Source organism: Nitrospira sp. MA-1 (assembly GCA_032139905.1).
In the GTDB taxonomy this organism is placed as follows: Bacteria; Nitrospirota; Nitrospiria; order Nitrospirales; family UBA8639; genus Nitrospira_E.
Window position 1 is genome coordinate 1,656,981 of the sequence record JAQJDB010000007.1, and the last position, 23,215, is coordinate 1,680,195.

The 23,215-nt window shown below is 47.5% G+C and carries 18 protein-coding genes; 10 read left to right on the top strand and 8 right to left on the bottom strand.

Translation table 11 applies throughout. The features are described from left to right. The 8 genes from lepB to PJI16_20370 all read left to right on the top strand — a co-directional run bounded on the left by lepB (window position 1) and on the right by PJI16_20370 (window position 7,851). A complete protein-coding gene (gene lepB, locus PJI16_20335) occupies window positions 1–762 on the top strand; it encodes a signal peptidase I (GenBank protein ID MDT3779912.1) in 762 nt (253 codons plus the stop codon). A gap of 54 nt (window positions 763–816) precedes the next feature. Further along, the gene (gene rfaE1 / locus PJI16_20340) at window positions 817–1,830 is read left to right on the top strand and encodes a D-glycero-beta-D-manno-heptose-7-phosphate kinase (protein ID MDT3779913.1); all 1,014 of its coding nucleotides are present in this window, start codon (window positions 817–819) and stop codon (window positions 1,828–1,830) included. Continuing rightward, window positions 1,817–2,620 (top strand): 3-deoxy-manno-octulosonate cytidylyltransferase, encoded by an 804-nt coding sequence (gene kdsB, locus PJI16_20345; GenBank protein ID MDT3779914.1) that lies wholly within the window; start codon window positions 1,817–1,819, stop codon window positions 2,618–2,620. The genes rfaE1 and kdsB overlap by 14 nt, the downstream gene beginning before the upstream one ends. Window positions 2,621–2,700: 80 nt before the next feature. Continuing rightward, on the top strand, window positions 2,701–4,302 hold the full coding sequence (locus PJI16_20350) for a CTP synthase (protein MDT3779915.1): 1,602 nt from the start codon (window positions 2,701–2,703) through the stop codon (window positions 4,300–4,302). A gap of 15 nt (window positions 4,303–4,317) precedes the next feature. Then, window positions 4,318–5,166 carry a 3-deoxy-8-phosphooctulonate synthase gene (kdsA, locus tag PJI16_20355; GenBank protein MDT3779916.1) on the top strand — a complete coding sequence of 283 codons (849 nt, stop codon included), beginning with the start codon at window positions 4,318–4,320 and terminating at the stop codon, window positions 5,164–5,166. A 28-nt stretch (window positions 5,167–5,194) separates the two neighbouring features. Continuing rightward, window positions 5,195–5,815, top strand: coding sequence for a CDP-diacylglycerol--glycerol-3-phosphate 3-phosphatidyltransferase (pgsA, locus tag PJI16_20360; GenBank protein ID MDT3779917.1), 621 nt, complete (start codon window positions 5,195–5,197; stop codon window positions 5,813–5,815). 23 nt (window positions 5,816–5,838) lie between these two features. Continuing rightward, window positions 5,839–6,435, top strand: a complete 597-nt coding sequence (plsY, locus tag PJI16_20365; GenBank protein MDT3779918.1) for a glycerol-3-phosphate 1-O-acyltransferase PlsY — start codon at window positions 5,839–5,841, stop codon at window positions 6,433–6,435. Between the two features lie 42 nt (window positions 6,436–6,477). Continuing rightward, a complete protein-coding gene (locus tag PJI16_20370) occupies window positions 6,478–7,851 on the top strand; it encodes a Do family serine endopeptidase (GenBank protein MDT3779919.1) in 1,374 nt (457 codons plus the stop codon). Between the two features lie 27 nt (window positions 7,852–7,878). On the opposite strand, the gene fusA is transcribed toward PJI16_20370, so the two are convergent. Further along, window positions 7,879–9,981 carry an elongation factor G gene (gene fusA / locus PJI16_20375; GenBank protein ID MDT3779920.1) on the bottom strand — a complete coding sequence of 701 codons (2,103 nt, stop codon included), beginning with the start codon at window positions 9,979–9,981 and terminating at the stop codon, window positions 7,879–7,881. A 459-nt stretch (window positions 9,982–10,440) separates the two neighbouring features. Here fusA and PJI16_20380 point away from each other — a divergent pair, with 459 nt between their 5' ends. Together PJI16_20380 and PJI16_20385 are read left to right on the top strand one after the other, a co-directional pair. Then, complete coding sequence (locus PJI16_20380; GenBank protein ID MDT3779921.1) at window positions 10,441–12,711, top strand: methyltransferase domain-containing protein; 2,271 nt, start codon at window positions 10,441–10,443, stop codon at window positions 12,709–12,711. Window positions 12,712–12,955: 244 nt separating this feature from the next. Further along, a complete protein-coding gene (locus PJI16_20385; protein ID MDT3779922.1) occupies window positions 12,956–15,127 on the top strand; it encodes an ATP-binding protein in 2,172 nt (723 codons plus the stop codon). Between the two features lie 158 nt (window positions 15,128–15,285). Here the strand turns inward: PJI16_20385 and PJI16_20390 are convergent, their stop codons facing one another. The 7 genes from PJI16_20390 to purL form a co-directional block, all read right to left on the bottom strand. Then, window positions 15,286–16,311, bottom strand: coding sequence for a class I SAM-dependent methyltransferase (locus PJI16_20390; GenBank protein ID MDT3779923.1), 1,026 nt, complete (start codon window positions 16,309–16,311; stop codon window positions 15,286–15,288). A gap of 52 nt (window positions 16,312–16,363) precedes the next feature. Next, complete coding sequence (locus PJI16_20395) at window positions 16,364–16,807, bottom strand: hypothetical protein (protein ID MDT3779924.1); 444 nt, start codon at window positions 16,805–16,807, stop codon at window positions 16,364–16,366. Beyond that, complete coding sequence (locus PJI16_20400; GenBank protein MDT3779925.1) at window positions 16,800–17,603, bottom strand: tetratricopeptide repeat protein; 804 nt, start codon at window positions 17,601–17,603, stop codon at window positions 16,800–16,802. The genes PJI16_20395 and PJI16_20400 overlap by 8 nt, the downstream gene beginning before the upstream one ends. 63 nt (window positions 17,604–17,666) lie before the next feature. Further along, on the bottom strand, window positions 17,667–18,266 hold the full coding sequence (locus PJI16_20405) for a hypothetical protein (GenBank protein MDT3779926.1): 600 nt from the start codon (window positions 18,264–18,266) through the stop codon (window positions 17,667–17,669). Between the two features lie 281 nt (window positions 18,267–18,547). After that, window positions 18,548–19,102 carry a TlpA disulfide reductase family protein gene (locus PJI16_20410; GenBank protein ID MDT3779927.1) on the bottom strand — a complete coding sequence of 185 codons (555 nt, stop codon included), beginning with the start codon at window positions 19,100–19,102 and terminating at the stop codon, window positions 18,548–18,550. 112 nt (window positions 19,103–19,214) lie between these two features. Beyond that, a complete protein-coding gene (purF, locus tag PJI16_20415) occupies window positions 19,215–20,666 on the bottom strand; it encodes an amidophosphoribosyltransferase (GenBank protein MDT3779928.1) in 1,452 nt (483 codons plus the stop codon). A gap of 79 nt (window positions 20,667–20,745) precedes the next feature. Beyond that, window positions 20,746–23,019 carry a phosphoribosylformylglycinamidine synthase subunit PurL gene (gene purL / locus PJI16_20420; GenBank protein ID MDT3779929.1) on the bottom strand — a complete coding sequence of 758 codons (2,274 nt, stop codon included), beginning with the start codon at window positions 23,017–23,019 and terminating at the stop codon, window positions 20,746–20,748. Between the last annotated feature and the right edge of the window lie 196 nt (window positions 23,020–23,215).

Below are 23,215 nucleotides of genomic sequence, written 5' to 3' on the forward strand. Positions count from 1 at the left end.
ATGACCACAGAAGATCCACAACAACCTAAAATGACCGAATCTTCCGAAAAAAACATTCAAGAGGAATCCTCGGTTGCCTCAAGTTCCCAGGAGGGTGAGGTATCCAAGAAGTCGATTATTCGAGAATATGCCGAGGCCTTAATCATTGCTATTGTTCTGGCTCTCACCATTCGAGTCTTTGTGGTCCAGGCCTTTAAGATTCCATCAGGGTCCATGATTCCGACCTTGATGATTGGCGATCATATCCTTGTTTCCAAGCTGTCCTATGGGTTTCAGTTGCCGAAAGACTGTGAGTTTCAGGTTTCGTTCCCGCCGGTGACGTGTTTTTCTTCGACGATCGTGATGAATTTTGATCCTCCCTCGCGTGGAGATATTATTGTGTTCCGCTATCCTGAAGATGAAAACAAGGATTTCATAAAGCGGGTGATCGGACTCCCCGGTGATACCATTCATATTCAAAACAAACACGTAATCGTGAATGGACAGCCATTGTTGGATGAAGGATTTACGCAGAGGGTCGATCCCGGAATTATTGATGGTCGTATCAATCCTCGCGATAATCTTGGTCCCTTAACCGTTCCTCCAGAATCATACTTTGTGATGGGTGACAACCGCGACCAAAGTTTGGACAGCCGTTTTTGGGGATTTGTGCGAATGGATAAGATTAAAGGCAGAGCCTTTCTCGTGTATTGGTCATGGAATGGGCAGGGAGCTTGGACCGATTGGATCCGATGGGAACGAATCGGAAAGCTCATTGAATAGTGAGCACACAATCACTTGACCCAACCAAAACTTCAGCCTTGTACTGATTCAAGGATGAAATCGCTATCCGTTGTCCCATCGATTTCCGCTCGGAAATTCAAACAGTATATTCAACGCTTTTCTCGCGCCCGCATTCTGGTTGTTGGAGATCTCATTTTAGATCATTACGTCTGGGGCAAGGTGCATCGTGTCTCCCCTGAAGCGCCTGTACCGATTGTTCATGTGGACTCTGAGTCGTACCGAATGGGTGGGGCAGCGAATGTGTATCATAATATTCTGACATTAGGCGGGCAGGCTGAATTGTGTGGCGTGGTCGGTGCGGATCATGTTGGGAAACAATTCCTTGCTGACATCCGACAATCGTCCCCATTTACCTCCGGTGTGTTTGTTGATTCCGGTCGTCCTACAATTAAAAAAACGAGAGTGGTTGCGCACAATCAGCAAATTGTTCGATTTGATGTGGAGCAACGCCATGACATTTCGTCCCAACAGACAAAAAAAATGATACGACATGTGGCTTCCCGACTTCCTGGAGCCTCCTGCCTGGTGATTTCTGATTATGCGAAGGGCATGATCACCGTTGAACTGATGAAGGCCATTCATACCCTAGCTGTTCAGTTTAACGTACCGATTGTGGTGGATCCGAAGGTGGAACATATGGCCTATTACCAGGGAGTGACGGTGATTACACCCAATCATCTCGAAGCCAAACAGGCTGCAGGGTTCCTCCCAAGCCAGGATGTTCCGATTGATGAAATCGGCGTTGCTCTTCAACAACGCTTGCAGTGCCGGGCAGTCGTTGTCACGAGGGGAGAGGAGGGAATGAGTATTTTTGAAAATACAGGCAATTCCTGGAGCATCCCGGCTGTGGCCCGACAGGTCTATGATGTGACGGGAGCAGGCGATACCGTTATCAGTACTCTTGCCTTAGCACTGAGTGCAAAAGCCTCACTTCCTGAGGCTGCGGTCTTAGCCAATCAAGCCGCCGGTATTGTCGTGGGCATGGTCGGTACTGCCACAGTGACACAAGCACAACTTCAAGAGGCATTACTCCATGGCCACAACTGACTCACTCATCAGTCTGTGCATCCCCGCTCGCCATGGATCATCTCGGTTTCCGGGAAAACCACTCGCGCTCTTAGCCGGAAAGCCACTTATCCAACACGTCTATGAAGCGGTTCAACAGGTTTCACATGTAGGGCAAATCCTGATTGTCACCGACCAGGAATCCATCGAAGAAGAGGTCAAGAAGTTTGGTGGAGAAGTCTGTCGCGTAACGGATTTCTGTCGAACAGGAACGGACCGGGTGGCGAAAGTGGTTTCTCAATTAAAATATGACGTGATTGTCAATTTGCAAGCCGATGAAATTCCTCAACACCCTGGGCTGCTTGATGATCTCATTCATCCTTTTGTGTCTTCTCCGACGGGAATAGGGACCTTGAAACGACAAATACACTCCTCTCAGGATCTAACCAATCCGTCAATCGTAAAGGTGGTGACCAATATCCACGGTCAAGCCCTGTATTTTTCACGAAGTCCGATACCCTGTTGGCGCGATGGAATGACTTCTGGGAATAATCATATCGCGTATATGCACTTGGGAGTGTATATTTTCAGGAAATCGGATCTACTACGATTTGCCGAGTTGCCAACGGGCTATCTTGAGGATGCGGAAAAATTAGAACAACTGCGAGCCTTAGAACATGGCCTTCCCATAATGGTGTGGGAAACAGAACACGAATCTATTCGAATAGATACTCCTGAGGATATCATGGCTGCGGAAGATCTTCTATCGAAGAAACCCTTTGAGCCGAAAGTCAGACCGGTGGGGGCAACACAGAGGGTTGAAAACAGATAGAGCAATATGGTGGAGTCGAAAGAGGAAATCGTCTTAGAGGGAGGACATGTGGGTCATCATACAACCAACCGAAAAAAATCATGAGTAAGTTTCTTTTTGTAACAGGTGGGGTGGTCTCGTCATTAGGGAAAGGCTTGTCATCTGCGGCCATCGGGCATTTATTAGAAAGCCGTGGCATGACTATTACCTTTTTGAAGCTAGACCCCTATATTAATGTGGACCCTGGTACCATGAATCCCTATCAACACGGGGAAGTCTATGTTACCGATGATGGAGCGGAAACCGATTTAGACTTGGGTCATTATGAACGATTTACCACGGTCCAGTTGCATCGAGAAAATAATTGTACGACAGGACGGATTTATGAGTCGGTGATTCAAAGGGAGCGAAGAGGAGAATATCTCGGAGCGACCGTTCAGGTCGTCCCCCATATTACGGACGCCATTAAGCAGACAATTCTTAATGTGGCCCATGACGTGGATGTGGTGATCGTGGAAATTGGCGGAACTGTCGGAGATATTGAAAGTTTGCCGTTTTTAGAGGCGATTCGGCAAATGCCTTATGAGGTCGGTAGGGAAAACGTCCTGTATATTCATCTCACCCTGGTGCCCTATATTGGAACTGCTGGAGAACTCAAAACCAAACCCACTCAACATTCCGTTAATAAGCTTCGTGAAATCGGCATTCAACCCAATATACTGTTATGTCGGACTGACAGATTTCTCCCTCCTGGCGTCAAAGATAAAATTGCCATGTTTTGTAACGTGGATAAAGGCTCTGTCATCACAGCCAAAGATGTGGATTCCATCTACGAAGTGCCGATTATCCTGAGAAAAGAAGGATTGGATGAACTTATTGTCCGTTCACTGCATCTTGAAACGCGGCCACCCAACCTTCGGGATTGGGATATTTTAGTCCAGAAGATTAAGCGGCCACGACATGAAGTTACCATTGCACTGGTTGGTAAATATGTAGAATCTCGGGAATCCTATAAAAGTGTGTCGGAAGCCTTGACTCATGGCGGATTACAAGATGAAACAGCCGTTCATATTCTTTGGGTGGAATCGGGTGACATTGAGAAGGACGGCCCCGAACGCCTGCTAGCTGATGTGGACGGAGTCTTAATTCCAGGAGGGTTTGGGCTTCGAGGGATCGAAGGGAAAATTGATACGATCCGGTATGCCAGAGATAGAAATCTTCCATTCTTTGGCATTTGCTTGGGGATGCAATGTGCGGTGATTGAAATTGCCAGAAGTCTAGGTGGACTTCAGAATGCCAATAGTTCGGAATTCAATCCTGATACGCCATATCCGGTCATTGACCTACTTCCTGAGCAACGATCCATTCAAGAGAAGGGCGGAACCATGCGATTGGGAGGATTTCCCTGTCGATTAATTCCCAATACCCTTACCTTTGCGGCCTACGAGCAAACGGAGATTCGTGAACGACACCGCCATCGCTATGAATTCAACAATGAGTACCTGGAAGCTTTAACTTTAAAGGGTCTGACGATTAGTGGGACATCACCTGACGGAAGGCTGGTAGAAATCATTGAATTACAAGGGCACCCCTGGTTTGTGGGGACGCAGTTCCATCCGGAGTTTCAGTCCCGACTATGTGCTCCTCATCCTCTTTTTACGGCATTTATTGGCGCCGCGCTTCAAAAAAAATTCGGTACATAACGAACAGGAATGATCATGGCTCAGCCAACTCAAGTCGACATTGGCCCGTTCTCCGTTGGCGGAAGTTCCCCCCATTTTTTAATTGCAGGGCCTTGCGTGATCGAAAGCGAGAAGTTGGTCATCGAGACAGCTGCAGCGATTGCGGAAATCGCCAAAGATCTTGGTATCCCATACATATTTAAGGCGTCCTATGATAAGGCTAATCGCACATCGGTTTCCTCATTCAGGGGGTTAGGCATTACAGAAGGATTGAAAATTCTCAAGAAAATCAATTGTGAATTAGGGATACCCATCCTCACGGATATTCACGAAGTCCACGACGTTTCTCAGGTTGCGGAAGTCGTGGACGTGTTGCAAATTCCGGCATTTTTATGTCGACAGACAGATTTACTCTCTGCTGCGGCAAAATCAGGCCGGGTGGTCAATGTAAAAAAAGGGCAATTCCTTTCTCCATGGGATATGGCTAATGTTGTCCATAAACTTGAAGACGCCGGGACCAGAAAAATTTTCCTAACGGAGCGAGGGGCCAGCTTCGGCTATCAAAATCTTGTCGTCGATATGCGCTCATTACCCGTCATGAGAAATATGGGATATCCGGTGGTATTTGATGCAACTCACAGCGTGCAGTTGCCTGGTGGCGGAGGAACGGTCTCTTCAGGACAACGGGAATTTGTGGCGCCGTTAGCCAGAGCGGCAGCCGCTGCTGGATGTGACGGATTCTTTATGGAAGTTCATCCTCGTCCTGAGGAAGCCCTATCGGATGGGCCAAATATGATACGGTTAAGTGAATTGCGCGGATTATTGGAACAAATTCAAGCGATTTGGCAGGTAACAGGAAAGGGAGAAATCTCGCCTGTTACTTGATATTTCAGCAATAAATATCAGAGTTGCCATGAATCAATCGGAAGCAGTAGTAAAAGAAAAATCTGAACGAAATAATGTAATTATGGGAGAAGCCTATCTCAATCTTCCTAATTCTCTTACTCTTTTGCGGATTTTATTAATTCCTGTTTTCGTTTGGTTTTTTTCTGAATCCAGCCCTGAACGAGCCTTGGCAGCCGGACTGGTGTTTGCGTGTGCCGCTTTCACAGATTTTCTTGACGGGTATTTGGCTCGAAAAAGCGGGCAAATTACCAATTTAGGGAAATTGCTGGATCCAGTTGCCGATAAACTTCTGGTGGCTTCAGGACTTATTCTTCTTGTTCAATTTCAGCGAGTAGCTGTGTGGTTGGCCATCGTTATGATTGCGCGTGAAATGATTGTGACGGGAGCCAGGGTGGTCGCAGCAAAAGAAGGCTTTGTGGTTCCAGCCGACTCTCTGGGGAAATTCAAAGTGATCGGGCAAATAGGAGGAATTCTTTGCCTTATTCTTCAGGGAGTCTGGGTTCAAAGCGAGGGTCTACTGGCTACGATTGGGACCGGACTGCTGTATATTGCCTTGTTTTTCTCCCTTTTTTCCGGCTGGCGATATCTCATGCAAATCTTTAAGAAAATCAGTCCGCAATATTGGTAGGAGTGCTCAGAAGTCGATAGGAGATGGAATTCTATTTATTAGGAGTGGTTGGCGCCTATCTCTTAGGATCTATCCCATTTGGCCTCGTCGCCTCTCGTATTTTCGGAAAGGAAGATCCTCGCACTCGGGGGAGCCATAATATCGGATTCACCAATACCCTGCGGGTATCAGGGAAAAAAATAGGCATACTTACCCTAATTGGTGACTTAGGGAAAGGAACGGTCGCGACGGTTGTCGCAGGCTCAATGGGATTTCCTTGGCTATGGATTCTTTTCATAGGCTTTTCAGTCATTCTTGGTCATGTTTTTTCAATTTTTCTACGATTTAAAGGTGGAAAAGGAGTAGCCACAGCCTTAGGGGCCATTATAGGGATTCATCCGTTGATTGGATGGCTTCTTGTTGGTATTTGGTTGGGAGTGGTATGGGGCTTCAGATATTCATCAGGTGGAGCCCTGATAGCATTTGGTGCGTTCCCATTTTTGGTCTTTCTCCTGACTTCTGACTTCTATTTTTGCATTTTTTCTTTGGGAGTCATGGCAATCATATTCATCAGTCACAAAGAAAACATACACCGTCTTAGGCAGGGAACCGAAAGTAAAATTAATCTAACTTCTATTTAACATAATATTTATTATCCGACGTTACGAAATATAAGGTTTAGGATGAAATTAGGTCACTTTTCACTCGTATTTTCATTATCTTGCCATCTTTTGTTTATTGCTCCGTCACCCGCAATTAGCCAGACAGCCAAAGAACTTCGGGGGCTAGAACTTCTTGGAGATATCGAACAGGCCATCACCAGCCTGGCCGAACGGGTGACTCCTACGGTGGTCAATATTACACCAATCCATGAGATAGCTCAGGGACAAGGGTTTCAGCGACGTGCGCCATTCTCTAAAGGCAGTGGATCAGGAGTCATCGTGCGGGAAGATGGAATCATCGTGACCAATAATCATGTTGTTGGGGAAGACGCCACGGAGGCAGATGTCCGGCTATCCGATATGTCCAACATGATTGCTCAGGTCATCGGACGCGACAAGGAAACAGACATAGCGGTTCTCAAAATTCAAGCTGACCGAAAATTTCCTGCAGCCCATTTTGGAGATTCCAATGCCTTAAAGGTTGGGCAATGGGTGTTGGCTGTGGGAAATCCGATGGGGTTAGATCGCACAGTGACCCTAGGGGTTGTGAGTGGGATTGGAAGGGAACGCCTCAATTTATCCCGGTATGAAAATTTCATTCAAACGGATGCGGCGATTAATCCTGGCAATTCAGGAGGACCGCTCTTTAACCTACGAGGTGAAGTGATCGGGATTAATACCGCCATAATCCATATGGCACAAGGAATCGGATTTTCCATACCCGCCGACATGGTTTCACGTGTGGTCGATCAATTAGTGTCCCAGGGGCGAGTGGTCCGCGGTTGGCTTGGTGTCGGGATTCAATCTCTCACCAAAGAACTTGCGGAACAATTTGGGATTAAGGAAGGCCATGGGGTTCTCGTCAACGAAGTCTATGAACACGATCCCGCCCATGTGGCCGGAATTAAACCAGGGGATATCATCGTGTCCGTAGACGACAGCCCGGTTGATTCGCCCAACCAACTGTCTAGACTTGTGGCGCGAGTCGGACCTGGTGAGAACGCCAAAATTCTTGTGTTACGGGACGGCAAGGAAATGACCTACCTCGTACCGATGGCCGAAAGGCAGGAAAAATCCATGTTGGCCTCACTCCCCTTACAAAAATCAGAAGTCACCTTAGGACTAGATGTCCAGGGGCTTACCGCTGCACTTGCCGAGCAATTTGAACTACAAGAAACTGTGGGTGTGCTCGTGACCAAAGTTGAACCGGGTGGCCTCGCCAACTCTGAGGGAGTTCAAGAAGGAGATTTAATCAACGAGGTTAATCGGCAAACGGTTCGAACCGTCACGCAATTTTCTGAAGCGGTGGCCAAAGTAAAGCCGGGTCAAACGGTTTTACTTCGAATTATCCGAAAGACAAGGGCATTTTTCATTGTAATCAAAACGCTGCAATAGCGTTTCTCTCTGTTTATCATCAAGCAATTAGTGTGAGGAAACGGCTTCTTTTTCTTTTTTATGTTCTTCCACTATTCGATTTAGGCAATCCTTCGGAACTTCCTCGTAACCCGAAAATTCCATCACATAAATGCCCTTTCCGGCAGTCATCGACGTTAAGGATGGAGCATATTTCAGCATTTCCGCTAGAGGCACAAAGGCCTTCACGATTTGTTTATGTCCTTTCGTCGCCATTCCCTGTATGCGTCCCCGCCGTGAGTTAAGATCTCCAATCACGGTTCCCATCAAATCATCTGGAACTAGGACTTCTACCGACATGATTGGTTCAAGAAGGGTGCTTTGAGCAGAATCCAGGGCATGCTTGAGGGCCATTGATCCTGCCACTTTAAAGGCCATCTCGGAAGAATCGACGGGATGATGAGATCCGTCATAGACAGCCACACGGATATCCACGATGGGAAACCCGGCAACAATACCATGCTGCAGTGCTTCGATCACGCCCTTTTCCACTGCAGGGATAAAATTTCGTGGAATGACACCACCAACAATGTTGTTGTGAAATTCAAATCCGGTCCCACGCGGAAGAGGTTCAATTTGTAGCCAACAATCTCCATATTGTCCATGCCCACCGGTTTGCTTTTTATATTTCCCTTGCGCCTGAGCCATCCGATGGATCGTCTCCTTATAGGGAACTTTCGGCATATGCAAATCCACTTCCACTCCATACTTGCGCCTCAGCTTATCTAAAGTGGCCTCAAGGTGACCCTGCCCTACCCCACTCAACAACATTTCTTTTGTCTCTTCATTCCTTAGAAACTCAAGTGACGGATCTTCTTCGACTAACTTATGAAGACCTAAACTGACCTTGTCAATTTCATTCTTGCTTTTCACTTCTAAGGCATAAGACATGACCGGGCGTGATATTTTCAGGCATGGGAATATGATGGAATGTCGTTCATCACAAATGGTGTCACCGGTTTGAGTGTCCTTTAATTTACCGATTGCCACAATATCTCCCGCAGAAACTTGATGAACCTGGTGATGTTTCTTGCCAATGGAAAAGAAGAGATGCCCACCCTTCTCCCTGGTCTGCCGGGAGGCATTATAAAACCCTGAATCTGCCTGTAAGGTTCCGGACAGCACTCGCACAAATGAAAGACGGCCCATAAAAGGATCGATAGTGGTTTTGAAAACGAAGGCTGAAAACGGATCATTTGGATCAGATTTTCGTTGACCTTCATCATGTGTCTGGGGTTGCTGCCCGACGTGTGGATGGAGACTGGAACGGTCGGAAGGGGATGGGAGAAACCGTTGTACTGCAGCCAGCAAGGATGTTGTTCCAATATTGTGAATAGCCGATCCGCACAACACCGGAACAAGCTTCCGTTCCAATGTGCCGATCGTCAGACCATCACGCAAATCTTCGTCTGAGATTTCACCCTGGGAGAGATATTTCTCCACCAATTGATCATTCGTTTCTGCCACCTGTTCCATGGCACGGCGCCGGAATTCATTCGCAATGGGTTGATGTTCTGCAACAATCTCGGTTTGCTGGATTTTTGTCGTGCCGGAAAGCGGAGTGATGACATTCCTCGAAATGAGATCAATCACCCCGGTCGGCATGGCCCCCTCTCCAACCGGGATCGTGATTGGGACTCCGGTGAATCCCAATGTTTTCTCACACTCCGCCAAAATCGAGCGATAGTCCGCTCCCTCTTTATCCAGCTCATTAATAAACAGGAGACAGGGAGTTTCGTGTTCCTGAATGAGATCCCAGACTCGTTCGATTTCGGACCGAAGTCCGGTACTGGCTCCTACAACAAGCACCGCACCATCCACCGCCCTGAGGGCGGATTGAATCTCAAAGGCATAATCGCTCATTCCCGGTGTATCAATAATATTGATTTTTGTCCCCTGCCACTCGAACTGACAGATAGCCGAACTGATGGAATGGTGTCTGTGGACTTCCTCGGGTTCAAAATCACCAATGGTGTTTCCCTGGGAAATGGTCCCCATGGCTGGGATGACTCCAGTGGAAAAGGCCAGTGCTTCACAGAGGGTGGTCTTTCCTACCCCAGGGTAGGAAGTAATGACCACGTTGCGGATGGATGGGGCGGATTCGTGTGGCATGCGAACCTCCTCTCAATTTTCTTGAATTCTAGGTAGGAGAGGAAAGAGTGTCAATGGAAAAAGCGAAGTGGGCTGTCAGGAGATCAACGCTCTTTTTATTTTATCGTCAGTGGATCGACAGATAAAAGCCAAGAAAATATGCGCCGTGGCTCTAAAAAAAACCATTCAGGCAAAATTTTCCTAGTAAAGTCCAAGGTTTTCTCGTAAAAATGGTTCTTCGTCTTTTGTCAGAAAATTCTGGCATTCAGGTTGCTCTAGTGTCATATCTAAGAGAGTTGAATTGATACCAACTCCATGGTGGACCATCCACCCGTATCAATGACCGAAACGATGTAAGTCGTTCCATCTCTCACCCCTCTTCTATCACAGGCTGATGCCGACGTGAGGATCTTTTGAGATCCAAGGAAAGCTTTGCGTCAAAATCTAGGTATTAACACTTAAATTCAAGGGAGGGATCGCATGAGCACATTGACACCAGAGTTGGCGGGTATGACTTCAAAGAATCCATTTGCTGGGTTACAGCAGCTCAATGTGGAAGTATTTCCTGCTGACTTTTCTGATGTTCGTGGACATTCACCACTTCCCTTCTCTTTGCGGTGCCTAGGAGGGACTTGGGAGGGGTACCTGATTCAATGGGACGAGCACAATGTACGATTGCATTTGACTGGATTTCCTCCAATTGAGCTATCGCAGATCATTGAGTGGGAATATCGTATTTCGGATCAGGACCATTCCCTGAACACAATCCAGGGAATGATCAAAGATATCCATGTGGAAACGGGTCATACCGCCTGGGAAGGAACAACAAACATTTTTTTACATTGTTCAACTTCGACGGGTATTAGATTCCTTCCAAATCAAGGAGAGGGACTCGTGGCGTATGGGCACGTTAAGCCAGAAGGCTCGGATTCAGTTTTTGGTTTTGATCCTCGTGAGCAGGAGAAAGAGTTCAAGGCCGAGTCCATTCATCCCCCAAAAAAGGGCGTGCGCAGTAATCGTCTCACCATTGAAAAAAGCAATGGGCAGAGGATTCGTGCCTTTCATGACCGACCAATTGAAGAAAATCCAACAGAAGGACCTGTGGTCGTTATTGCCCCTGGATACGGGGAAACGAAGCGGGATTATCTGACCTTGGCATATTACTTTGCCAGCAATGGATTTCATGTCGTACGCTATGACCATACCAATCATATCGGCGAAAGTGATGGGCTGCACCATCAAATATGTCTTTCATCAATGAAGGATGATTTTCAAACCGTGACCCGTTACGTCAGGACAAATTGGCCGGCCTCAGCAATAATCGGTGTGGCCTCAAGTTTAGCGTCACGAGTCGCCCTCAAAGCCGAGGTTGAATGTCCATCAGTATCCCTCTTGATCATGCTCATGGGCATTGTCAATGTCGAACGCTCCGCTGCCACGGTTCATCAGGAAGATCTCTTCGCCGGCTATGGTAAGGGACAGTGCCCTGAGTCAGCGAATTTTTTGGGTTTTAATGTGGGAAATCATTTTTTGGGGGATGCTATTGCGAACCAATTTGTCACGCTTGAACACACCCTGACTGATGCGGCATCGGTAACCTCTCCCGTCATACTGGTTTCGGCCGAAAAAGATGCCTGGGTGGCCTCCGATGATCTACAGGCGTTTCGAAACGCATTGGGTCGACGTCTTGAAGAATGGATTGTGGTGCCTAATGCATTGCATCGTCTACAAGAAAACCCCAAAATAGCACGTGAAACTTATCGACAACTCATCGCACAGTGCCAAAACCATATCGCACAGACCCCTTCTTCGGCGACGATCCACAATCCCAATCGACTAGACTTGGGACGTCAAAATCGACGAGAAAAAATTGCGCAACAACAACAGGCAGAGACCGACGTCGGGGCAGGCTTTTGGCAGGATTACTTGGGCCATTTTCAGTCGGTTGCCAAATGCCGGGATTATGTGAAACTCCTCGACCATGCGTTTCATACCTTGGGCCCCATTACTCCTGGCCAAAGAATTCTGGATGCCGGGTGTGGAAATGGCAATGCGGGGTTGTATTTTGTGAATGGGCTAGTCTCCACCATTTCTCCTGGAATCTCGTGCCTGGAGGAGTCCATTCAGTATGTGGGAATTGATGTCGTTCCTGACGCATTGAAGCGCGCCCATGAAGCGATGGTCGCAGCCACCACCGAATGGCAACATACCAAGATCTCTTCAACACCTTCTGTCACAAAATCATGGGCACAAGTCGATTTAGGTCAGCCGCTCCCCTTTCCCGACAACCAATTTGACCGAATTGTCTCTAATTTAGTGATTGGATATGTTCAGGATCCAGGTGCGGCTTTGCGGGAACTATATCGAATCCTGGCTCCAGGCGGACGAATGGTCATATCCAATTTAAAACCGAATGGGGATTTTTCCGGGATTTACCAGAGCCTGGTCAGCAATGCGGCCCTCCCACAGCAAAGGGAGGAAGCACGGGATCTCTTGAATAATTACGGAAAAATCAGACAGGCCGAAAAGGAAGGGCAATTTTGTTTTTTTGATCGAACACAATGGGAATGGATCATCAATACTTTGGGCGGTGCAAATGCGGGGATTTTTTCAACGTTTGCAGGACAAGCCTATCTCATCGTATTAGAGAAACCAGTCGTCTGCGCCCAAGCGCAAAGACCAATGATCCTGAATAAAAAACAATCACCAAGACTAACACCCCTGCCGGGAGCCTTGAAACAAGTGGCATAAGGCTTCCCCGTTCTGCAAATATATTTCAGGAGTACCACATCGCCGCAGGCGACGCATCAATGACATTGATCACGCATGAAGGGGAAAGGACCGTGCCATTCACGGAGGCACAAGAGGAGATGCCCTCCGGCATCAAATTGCCAACCCTTTTGACTTCTGGATGCGTTTATTGTCCAATAGCCTTTCTAAATGATGTACATAGCCAATGATCTAGTTTAATCAACTATCTTTCATTGTTTTTGACGTGAATTTTTACGCCTTCAGCGGACTCCTGAATGGTCTCGCCGCCACGGCCTCCGGCCTTATTGTTTACGCTAAAAACCCTCGAAGTCCCAAACATCAAGCCTATGCCCTGTATTGTTTAGCTGCCGCCATTTGGGGATATGGTTTTTGCGCCTGGCAGCTTGGGTCCTCCCACGATCTCGCCCTTTTCTTTGTTCGCTTGCTGATGGTCGGAGCAATCTTTCTTCCCGCCGCCTATCTGTGGCACGTCCTAACCTTATTGGATGATGTGGAATCGAACAGATGGATTATCCGTCTTGGATGGGGAACCAGTTTCATTTATTTCTTCGCAAATTTCACCTCCTATTTTGTGGCCGATGTTCATCCTGTTGGTGATTTTCTCTTTTGGCCGAAGCCTGGGCCTTTTTTTCATTTCTATCTACTGGGGTTTGGCCTATCAACTATTTATGGAACATGGTTGCTCTACCATGGAGCACGGAGCAGAACTGGTCCTGAACGTTCGCGGTTTTACCTTCTCACCATCGGATCAGTCATTGCGTATGCAGGGGGAGTGACGACTTTTCCTCTTTGGTATGGGATTGAGATCCCTCCGAACGGGACAATTCTTCTGACTGTCTATACGTCGGTCGTAGCCTATACACTCCTGCGATACCGGCTCATGGATCTCGGGACGGCTGTTGAACGAGGCATTACGGGAAGCCTTCTGTTAGCCCTCGTAGCCTTCCCTGCTTATCCGATCCTCCTTCTTGGGCAAAGTCTGTACTTTGGGGAAATCAATATCGCCTATTCTTTTGTGGAATTGAGCGTATTGCTTATCTTGGTGCTTGGAGCGTCTTCTTTGAAACGGGAAGCCAAAACATTAATCACGAAATCATTGTTCAAAGAACGATATGACCGACATGAAACGGTCGTTCATTTTTCTAAATCACTCGTCTCCATTCTGGAATTAAAAGATTTGACGGCAACCATCGTGGAATCCATTTGTCCCACATTAGGATTGGAATGGGGAGTCTTATATCTACGAAGTTCCAGCAGTCAGGATTATCGACCGGTATCCAGCTTTGGGAAATCCACCAATGATCTTCCTGTCCTCTATTTGCAAAAAACTCCTACTTTGTTAGAAATGTGGAGACAAGGCACGTCTTGTTTTGTCATCAATGAATTGGAACTCTCTACCATCAACTCTGACTCTGAAGCCGTCATCGCGCAACTCGCGGACATTGGAACAGAAGTTTGTTTGCCCTTGGTTAACAAAACACGCCTTTTAGGGTTTTGTGTGTTTGGGCCCAATACGAAAAGTGGCGGCGGGTATACGACCCAGGATTTGGATTTATTGACGACCCTATCACAGGAAGCTTCCGTGGCATTAGACAATGCCTTGCTGTATGAAGAGCTTAAGCGATCACAGTCGTTAGTTCGTCGGACTGATCGGCTTCGTTCTCTGGAGACCATGGCGGGCGGATTAGCTCACGAAATTAGAAATCCACTGACGTCGATCAAAGCGTTTGTGGATCTGGCACCTGAACGAAAGGATGATGAGCAGTTTCTCGTACGATTCAGCAAGGTAGTCAAAGAAGATGTGTTCCGAATTGAACGGCTCACGCGGGAGATCTTGGATTATGCCAAACCGATGGAACCGTTTCTCAAGGAAGAAGACCTTAATGATATTGTAGAATCCTGTTTGTATACCCTCAGGATTCGTCCTTCTCACGAGTTGATTGTTGTCGAAACAGATTTAGCCCATGGGTTGCCAAAGGTATTTGCCGACCGGCAACAATTAAAGCAGGTGTTTCTTAACCTATTGTTTAATGCCGTGGAAGCCATGCTTCCAGAGGGTGGCGTGTTGACAGTTCGAACTCGAATAATTGGCTCAGGTCTGGCTCAGAATTGGGTGCAGGTGGACATTCAAGATACCGGAAAAGGGATTAATCCTGAAGACATCGAGCATATTTTTGATCCTTTTTTTACAACAAAACACTTGAGTCAGGAACATGAGGGAACAGGCTTGGGTTTGGCCATTGCACATCAAATTATTCAAGAACATCGTGGAAGTATTGAGGTACAAAGTGTGAGAGGAGGGGGAGCCACTTTTCTTGTGAACCTCCCAAGCTCACCAGCACCGACATCAGTTTCTCCAACGCAGAGTGTGTTGCCCAATCCGGAACACCGATAACATGGATTGAAACACCGGATGAAGGATCCGATCAATGTATGCAGTCTTAGGGTGGAGGGTTGACTTGTATAGCCACGCGAGGAACGGAATCTCTCCACAAGGCATACTCAGCAAGCTATATGACCGTTGAGTACGGGGTAAGGAACAATAAATTCACGTTAACCAGTGCGCGGAAGTCGCCCTTCAATCAATTGCCCATCCCAATCTCCGGTTCCCTCTTTCAGATGGAGAACCCGAGAACGAGTGAGTCCGGCTCGTTGAAGCCACTCTCGAACATCTCGGACGGAATAGGTATTGCCCTGCTCAGTATAAAGTAACATGGAGACGGCAAAGAGATTTGCTTCAAGAGGCCGAAATTCTTTTTGGTCCTCCAAAAATGTGTCTTGGATGAGAAGCCGTCCGCCAGGGTTGAGAATTCGTTTGATTTTTTTAAAAATTTTCAGGTTGTCTGCCGGAGAATAGATATGAAGAACATTGGAATACCAGACAACATCATAGGTGCCGGAAATCCGTGCAGTTAAAAAATCACCAGCTTGACAGGTCAAACGGTTTCCCAAGGAGGACTGTTCCGCCAGCATACGTGCCACATCCAGAGCAGCAGGCCGATCCATCACTGTGGCGTGAAGGATTGGATTCAGGGCTAAAAACGCCAAAGCATAAGTCCCGGGCCCGCCGCCTAAGTCGAGAAGGGAACGAGCCGCTTTTAGAGAAATCTGTTGTGCGACCTCTCTGGCCGGTTGGAGGGAGCGATGATGCATGGCCCAGGAAAACGACCGTCGATATTCCGTGGTTTCCGGTTCCTTGCTGTCCCATGGCTGACCGACACGTATGACTTCTGTCAGATGGGACCATTCGCTCCATTGACGCTGCATAAGTCCCAGATAGTCTCCCCGAAAGTCCGGACTGGATTCTTGGAGATAGCGTTTGGAAAATGGGGTAAGATGGTATCCCGATTGAGACTTGACTAATAACCCTGCACTGGAAAGATTCCGGCATAAGATTCCCAGGCCACGTTGGCTCGCACCTAGATGCTTGGCTAACTTGGAAATCGTCCAATCCCGATTTTCCATCTTGGTAAATAGATTGAGCTCTAGTGCGGAAAAAATAATCCGTGGCAATCGAAAGGCATAGGCGGCGTCTCGGAATTGTTTGAATGATGTGATAAACGTTTGAGGCTGTTTCACGATGATCAGACTGGTGTGGGTAAGTCGCTTGACCTTGGAGGCGGATGGGTCGTTAGTGTGAAGCCGGAAACAGGGTCAGACAGGTCTTAATTTGCTGATGAAGATCGGTCAGTTTCCCTAAATCGACCGGGCGTTCGTAGTGTGCGGCCACATGCGACTCATTCATCTCAATTCGTTCCTTGAAACCTTGGCGCAGGAGTTTTGGACGGTGCTTGGAAACCGTTTGTTGCAAATAAAATTTAGCTTGTTTCGCAAGTTCGTCCGTTCCTAAATCTTCGGGCGTTCCATCCGAAAGCATGCTTTTCATATCATCCAAATCGTACCCGGCCATGCACACAAGTTTGCCGTCAGCAGTGATTTCAAGCAACCAGTCCTCATCTGGTAGGGGGAGGGTTAGGGCATCCGTCGAGTGGATATCTAACCACCCGTGAATTTCCTTCACAAGATAGGTCCTGGCCTCTGGCCATAGGGTTGAAGGGTTGAAAGTCTCACTCATGAGTGTTTCCGGTTTTGGCGCTCAGACGAGATTCTAAGGCTTGTAATCGCTGGGTATTTTCGGTGAGTTTTGGTAATTGATATTTTTGGTCTATACGAACGACTTTTTGTAAGTATTGCACGGCTTGGTTCCATTGGCCTTGGGCCTCATGGCAACTGGCAAGAACATACCAGGCACCGCCCATACGAAGTTCATCCTTCAGCCGCCTGGCGACATCCAGACTGGTCAAGGTGCAGGATTGCGCTTCCTCAAATCGTCGTTGACTCAAATATAACCGCGCCATCATACGAAAGACATCGGATTGCCCGGCCTCATTTCCGACCCGACGCATCAGGATTAATGATTCTTGATAGTAGGCGAGCGCTTCTCCTTCCTTGCCGGTTTCCCTCGCAACTAATCCCAAATCAGAAAGTAAAACTGCCTTTCCGGCATAGTCGGACAACTGATTCATTAAATCCAAGGCCTCTAAATAATAGGCCTGGGCTCGTTCCCATTCTCCAGCATCGGCCGAAAGATTCCCCAAATTGGCTAAAGTCGTACTAATTCCCCGATCATCACCAAGAATTTTCTGAAGTTCTAACACCTCACTATAATACGCTCTGGCTTGTTCCCGGCGACCACTCACTGCGCAAATATTACCAAGATTGCCCAGTGTGGTGGCCAAAGATCGTTGGTCTCCATTTTGACGATCAACCTCCAGGGCCTGCGCATAATATTGAAAAGCTTCGGTATAGAAGCCTTTCGAAAAGTGCTGATTGCCTAAAGAATTGAGATTGGCGGATTGAGACCAGGCCATACATAGTCACTCGGCGTCACAGGACAGAAAAAATCTTCATGCCATTCTATAATATTGATTGATTCAATTATCTACCAAGAGGTCTTCAAGTGCGGGCTTTGCCCCAGTGAGGATGGAAGTGCCATCTCCAACAAGGAGACTGTCAAACGTATATTTTAATAACCTACGAAGTCCTTCACGGGCTAGGAGGATGTTCTCATATTTCTCTGGAGGTAATAGCCGTAGTGCACCTGCTGGATCCCCAATGATTCCATCTCCAACAATAAGCACACCCTTGCCTTGCTGCAAGAATAAGGCGCTTTCCCCTGGAGATTTTTGATCGGAAAGTTGAACAACCCAAATTCCCCCTGGAAGCAATTCACCGTCTTTGAAGGTTTTATCAATGGGCAGCGTCATTTCTTTGGCATCCAATTCCGGAGCCATCACCTGACATTTAAAGGTTTTACTGAAGTTGGCCGCTTCCCGTTCATGATCCCGATTAGTCAATATAATATAATCCGGAGACCCTCCCCGCTGCGTCATGGCCATATCACCTGCGCTCATGGATGGGGGGTCGACTAGTATCCGATGTTCCCCCACGGCTAATAAATGTCCGTTAAAATTAATCTGTTTTTCTTCACAGAACCAAGACCATTCAGAAATATTGGGTAGAATGGTTTTCATAAGGTTTCCAGGGTTTCTTGAAGAAGAGTTGTGATTTTGGTTTGAACGCCAGATTCTTCTGGAAGGTCCAACATATCATCCTCATGGATTGTAATAAATTTACGATTGGGGCCCTTCGTAAGGGAAATGAGTAAAAGACTGCGCGAAGGAGTGGTCGGGATGACTACTTCCACAGAGGAATCCAGAGTATTCACTATCTCAAGAAATTTTTGTTTTCCGTCTTCTAATTCGTCCATAGTGCCCTAACATCGGTTCAAGAATGCGTAAAAAGAGTCCTCAACCTACATGGTCGAGGGAGTAGACGGTGACTCCAATAATTTCTCCACTTCCTGCAGAATCGCTTCATGTCCGGCTAATGTGCCGTCGGTAAAGAAATTCCCTACGCGCTGCCAACGGATGAGGCCATGTTGATCAATAACATACACGTTGGGAATAAATTTTCCCCCGCCATAGAGTTTGTCTGTTTTTTTCTCGGGGTCTAGGAGATAGGGATACGTCACCTTCACCGGGAATCCTTGTAAGAATTCCCTGACATCGGCCATGGAGTCTCCAGAGGAATTGACTCCGATCACCGCTACAGGCTTGTCTTTTATGGCCTCATGCACCATCTGCAAATTGGTGCTTTGGATTAAACACGGCTCGCAAATATGAAAGAGTCCTAGAACCACGACCTTCCCCTTAAACTGCTCAAGAGATAGAGTTTGTCCATCCAGACCCGTCAGTGAGAAATTTGGAGCGGACTCACCGACTTTAAAAAAACTTCCCGCGTGTGAGATGAAACTGGTACCCAGTATTAATATGGCTACAATCAGTACCTGATGAATATTTTTTTTCATAGGTTCCTCCTGTTCATGGTGCCTCATAAGGCATATAACGAGAGATTCAATCTTCCCATCCCTGAAAGCCTACCACATGAATTTTTGGGGCGGCAACAAAACAGAAAGACATTTAGGAGTGAGAGAGTTGATCTGGTTCGAATAAGCCGAGTTGAAGTTGTTCGGCTTTTGTCAACATGATGGGATAATTATCCGTAAAACAGGCATTGCAATAATGATTAGAAAAGCCGGGAGCCATTGCTAACATGCCTTCTAGACTAAGGTAGCCTAAGCTATCAGCCGTGACATAACGACGAATTTCCTCAATATTGAGATTTGCTCCGATGAGTTCCTTTTGTGTCGGCGTATCAATGCCATAAAAACATGGGGCAATGACTGGGGGTGAACTGATGCGCAGGTGAATTTCTCGAGCACCCGCCTGCCGAAGCATTTTGACAATTTTTCGGCTGGTGGTGCCTCGAACTAGGGAGTCATCCACGACGACTATCCGTTTTCCTTCTAAGACATCGGGAACGGGATTTAATTTTAGCCTTACCCCAAAATGACGAATGGCTTGTTCCGGCTCAATGAAGGTCCGTCCCACGTAGTGATTCCTGGTCAGTCCGATCTCAAACGGTAACCCCATCCCTTCGGCATAGCCCAAGGCCGCCGGAACACCGGAATCGGGAACCGGAATAACCATGTCTGCGTCCGCTGGACATTCCTTGGCCAATTGACGTCCAAAGGCTTTGCGAACGGGGTACACGGCATGAGGGCCGAAAATTTTCGAATCGGGTCTGGCAAAATAGACGTATTCAAATACACATTGGGCATGCGGCCGTTCCAGAAACGGATGATATGAGGTCATTTCTGAATCGTGAATGACGACGATTTCTCCTGGTTCAACTTCACGAACGAATTTGGCATCAATCAGATCGAATGCGCAGGTCTCGGAGGCCACAACCCAACTGCCCTTATAACGCCCTAAACAGAGCGGGCGAAAACCAAACGGATCGCGGGCTGCAATTAAATGATTATCAGTCAATAGCACCAAAGAAAAGGCTCCTCGAACCAAACTTAATGCGTCAATCACCCGATTGACGATGGTATCCCCTTTTGAATGGGCAATTAAATGGATGATGACCTCGCTATCAGAATCCGATTGAAAAATAGCGCCATAGGCCTCGAGTTCACCACGAAGCACACCCGCGTTAATTAAATTCCCATTGTGGGCTAATGCCAAATTTCCAAAGGCAAAATTGACGGTCAAGGGTTGAACATTTTGCAACTGTCCACTGCCAGCCGTGGAGTATCGATTGTGGCCGATCGCTTTCGTGCCTGGAAGTTCGCGTAACGTTTTCTTTGAATAAATATCGGCAACAAGGCCTAACCCTTTTTTTTGAAAGAATTGCTCCCCATCCGAAGACACAATTCCGGAGCCTTCCTGCCCTCGGTGTTGTAAGGCATAGAGGCCGAGATAGGTCAGGTTGGCGGCTTCCTTCGACCCCGCAATCCCGAAGACAGCACATTCTTCATGAAACCCGTCTGAGGATGGCATGTCCGGCACCATGGGCAACTTTCTCATGAGATCCTCACATAGGCCAGATCTGCCTGATCAACCAGAAGGGCCGACAATGTCCAATACATCCAGGACCAAACTATTATCACGATTCTTCTGTTCCTAATTGGCGTGCGAGACTGTGATGCCATGCACTTCCCATTTCGGAAAGGGACAGGCTTATTTGAGACACGGGCTGGTCATTGCCTCCACGGACAGTGATGTCCATATTTTCCTGAGTGACCTGTCCCAATTCTATGCTCGGGACTCCGAAGCCTTCAACCAACTCTCTTACTCGCTTAATATTCTCGGGTTTTATGGAAATGACAACCCGTGAAGGACTTTCTCCAAAAAGCAGGGCGTCTAGACGCAGGCGATCTTGAGTCAGTATAACAGTTGCTCCGAATGGGGCGGAAGGATGCGTCAGACAGCACTCGGCTAATGTCACGAGTAATCCACCTTCCGAGCAATCGTGCGCTGATTGCACCAGCCCATCCTGTATCAATGAAAGAAGGCAGGAGTGGAGGGCCTTTTCCCGGTCCATATCCAACCAGGGGGGATTGCCTTGTTCACGTGAATGGATAACCTTAAGGTATTCTGTCCCGCCCAAGTCCTCCTTTGTCTCTCCCAGCAGGAGAATCTGATCGCCTGATTGCTTGAACCATTGAGTGATAATGTTTTCCGGGCGCTCAATGAGTCCGACCATTCCTACAATCGGGGTGGGATAGATAGAGAGTCCATTCGTTTCGTTATAAAAACTGACGTTCCCGCTCACAACAGGAATTTCGAATGTTCGACAGGCGTCGGCGATCCCTTCGACGGCCATGATAAATTGCCACATGATGTCAGGACGCTCAGGATTGCCGAAATTCAGACAGTCGGTGACCCCGATCGGTAGGGCGCCCGCACAGACTAAGTTCCGCGCGGCTTCAGCAACCGCTAATCCTCCTCCCAAATAGGGATTCAGCAGACAAAAGCGACTATTGCCATCCGTCGTCATGGCCAGGGCTTTGGAGGTTCCTTTTATGCGAACTACGGCGGAATCGGATCCAGGGCACACCACGGTATTAGTTCCTACCATATGATCATATTGCCGAAACACCCAACGTTTGCTGGCGATGGTTGGTGAAGCTAAGAGTTTCAGTAATACCTCAGCAGGGTCTTTAACGTCAGGAAGAGCGTCAATATTTAAGGACTGCAAAAACTCTTGATACTGAGGTGGTACGGCAGGACGTTCATAGCGTGGACCTTCCTCGGCGAGGGCATGAGCGGGTATTTCAGCCACAATCTCATGGCCTTCTCTGATTCGAAGGAATCCATCATCCGTCACACGTCCGACCACTGCGGCATCAATGCCCCATTTCCGGCAGATGGCAAGAACTGCCTCTTCCTTGCCAGGTTGAGCCACCAGCAACATCCTCTCCTGAGATTCCGATAACAGAATCTCATAGGGAGTCATGTGCGGTTCACGGCGAGGGACTTTAACTAAGTCCATGTCAATACCGGTTCCGGCGCGGGAGGCCATTTCACAGGACGAACTGGTGAGCCCAGCGGCCCCCATGTCTTGAATCCCGACCAACAGGTCCTGTTCCAAAAATTCAAGGCACGCTTCAAGTAATAGTTTTTCTAGAAATGGATCTCCTACTTGTACATTCGGACGTTTTTTTTCTGAGGCATCATCAAAACTATCAGAGGCCATGGTGGCGCCATGAATCCCGTCCCGTCCTGTTTTGGCACCAATGTAAAGCACTTGATTTCCAGCACCTTTGGCTAAGCCCCGCAGGAGACGATCTTTTTTTACGATGCCCAGACAAAAGACATTCACCAGTGGATTTTTTGAATAAATATCGTTAAATGTAATTTCCCCACCTACCGTGGGCACCCCCATGCAGTTCCCATAGGAAGAAATCCCGGAAACGACTCCTTTGAGGATATGCCGGTTCTTTGGCAGGTCCAATTCACCGAATCGCAGGGAATTCAATAACGCAATCGGGCGTGCTCCCATGGTAAAGATATCGCGTAGAATCCCCCCGACACCGGTGGCCGCCCCTTGAAATGGTTCAATATATGACGGATGATTGTGCGATTCCATTTTGAAGACTGCCGCAAGTCCTTCTCCAATATCCACGGCGCCAGCGTTTTCCCCAGGCCCTTGAACCACACGCTCCCCCTCGGTCGGAAATCGTTTCAAATGAATGCGTGAACTCTTATAACTGCAGTGTTCACTCCACATTACAGAAAAGATGCCCAACTCAGTGAGATTCGGCTCACGACCCAGGTGCTTGAGGATTTGCTGATACTCATCCTCGGACAGACCATGCTGTTCAATAATTTTTGAGGTAAGCGGTATATGCGGCGAAGCTTTTGAGTCCTGTGTCATAACAATTCAATTATCCTGAGGTGTGCTTTTCTCAATAGATAAATAGCGGATGAGAAAGGTCAAAAACTAAACATGATACTAAAAATTTAGAAACAAACCGATGAGGTTCATTTCCTCAACGCTTACAGATATGTAAATGGGAAAGCTAGGAAAGCCGCTATTTTGATGAAAGGTAATTTAGCATAAACACAATCAT

Excerpts from the sequence above, each read along its gene's own strand:
- purF (MDT3779928.1), bottom strand. The coding sequence starts at position 20,666 with ATGAGAAAGTTGCCCATGGTGCCGGACATGCCATCCTCAGACGGGTTT.
- fusA (MDT3779920.1), bottom strand. The coding sequence starts at position 9,981 with ATGCCACACGAATCCGCCCCATCCATCCGCAACGTGGTCATTACTTCC.
- PJI16_20400 (MDT3779925.1), bottom strand. The coding sequence starts at position 17,603 with ATGGCCTGGTCTCAATCCGCCAATCTCAATTCTTTAGGCAATCAGCAC.
- pgsA (MDT3779917.1), top strand. The coding sequence starts at position 5,195 with ATGAATCAATCGGAAGCAGTAGTAAAAGAAAAATCTGAACGAAATAAT.
- lepB (MDT3779912.1), top strand. The coding sequence starts at position 1 with ATGACCACAGAAGATCCACAACAACCTAAAATGACCGAATCTTCCGAA.
- PJI16_20405 (MDT3779926.1), bottom strand. The coding sequence starts at position 18,266 with ATGAAAACCATTCTACCCAATATTTCTGAATGGTCTTGGTTCTGTGAA.
- kdsA (MDT3779916.1), top strand. The coding sequence starts at position 4,318 with ATGGCTCAGCCAACTCAAGTCGACATTGGCCCGTTCTCCGTTGGCGGA.
- PJI16_20350 (MDT3779915.1), top strand. The coding sequence starts at position 2,701 with ATGAGTAAGTTTCTTTTTGTAACAGGTGGGGTGGTCTCGTCATTAGGG.
- rfaE1 (MDT3779913.1), top strand. The coding sequence starts at position 817 with ATGAAATCGCTATCCGTTGTCCCATCGATTTCCGCTCGGAAATTCAAA.
- plsY (MDT3779918.1), top strand. The coding sequence starts at position 5,839 with ATGGAATTCTATTTATTAGGAGTGGTTGGCGCCTATCTCTTAGGATCT.
- PJI16_20395 (MDT3779924.1), bottom strand. The coding sequence starts at position 16,807 with ATGAGTGAGACTTTCAACCCTTCAACCCTATGGCCAGAGGCCAGGACC.
- PJI16_20410 (MDT3779927.1), bottom strand. The coding sequence starts at position 19,102 with ATGAAAAAAAATATTCATCAGGTACTGATTGTAGCCATATTAATACTG.
- kdsB (MDT3779914.1), top strand. The coding sequence starts at position 1,817 with ATGGCCACAACTGACTCACTCATCAGTCTGTGCATCCCCGCTCGCCAT.
- PJI16_20380 (MDT3779921.1), top strand. The coding sequence starts at position 10,441 with ATGAGCACATTGACACCAGAGTTGGCGGGTATGACTTCAAAGAATCCA.
- purL (MDT3779929.1), bottom strand. The coding sequence starts at position 23,019 with ATGACACAGGACTCAAAAGCTTCGCCGCATATACCGCTTACCTCAAAA.
- PJI16_20370 (MDT3779919.1), top strand. The coding sequence starts at position 6,478 with ATGAAATTAGGTCACTTTTCACTCGTATTTTCATTATCTTGCCATCTT.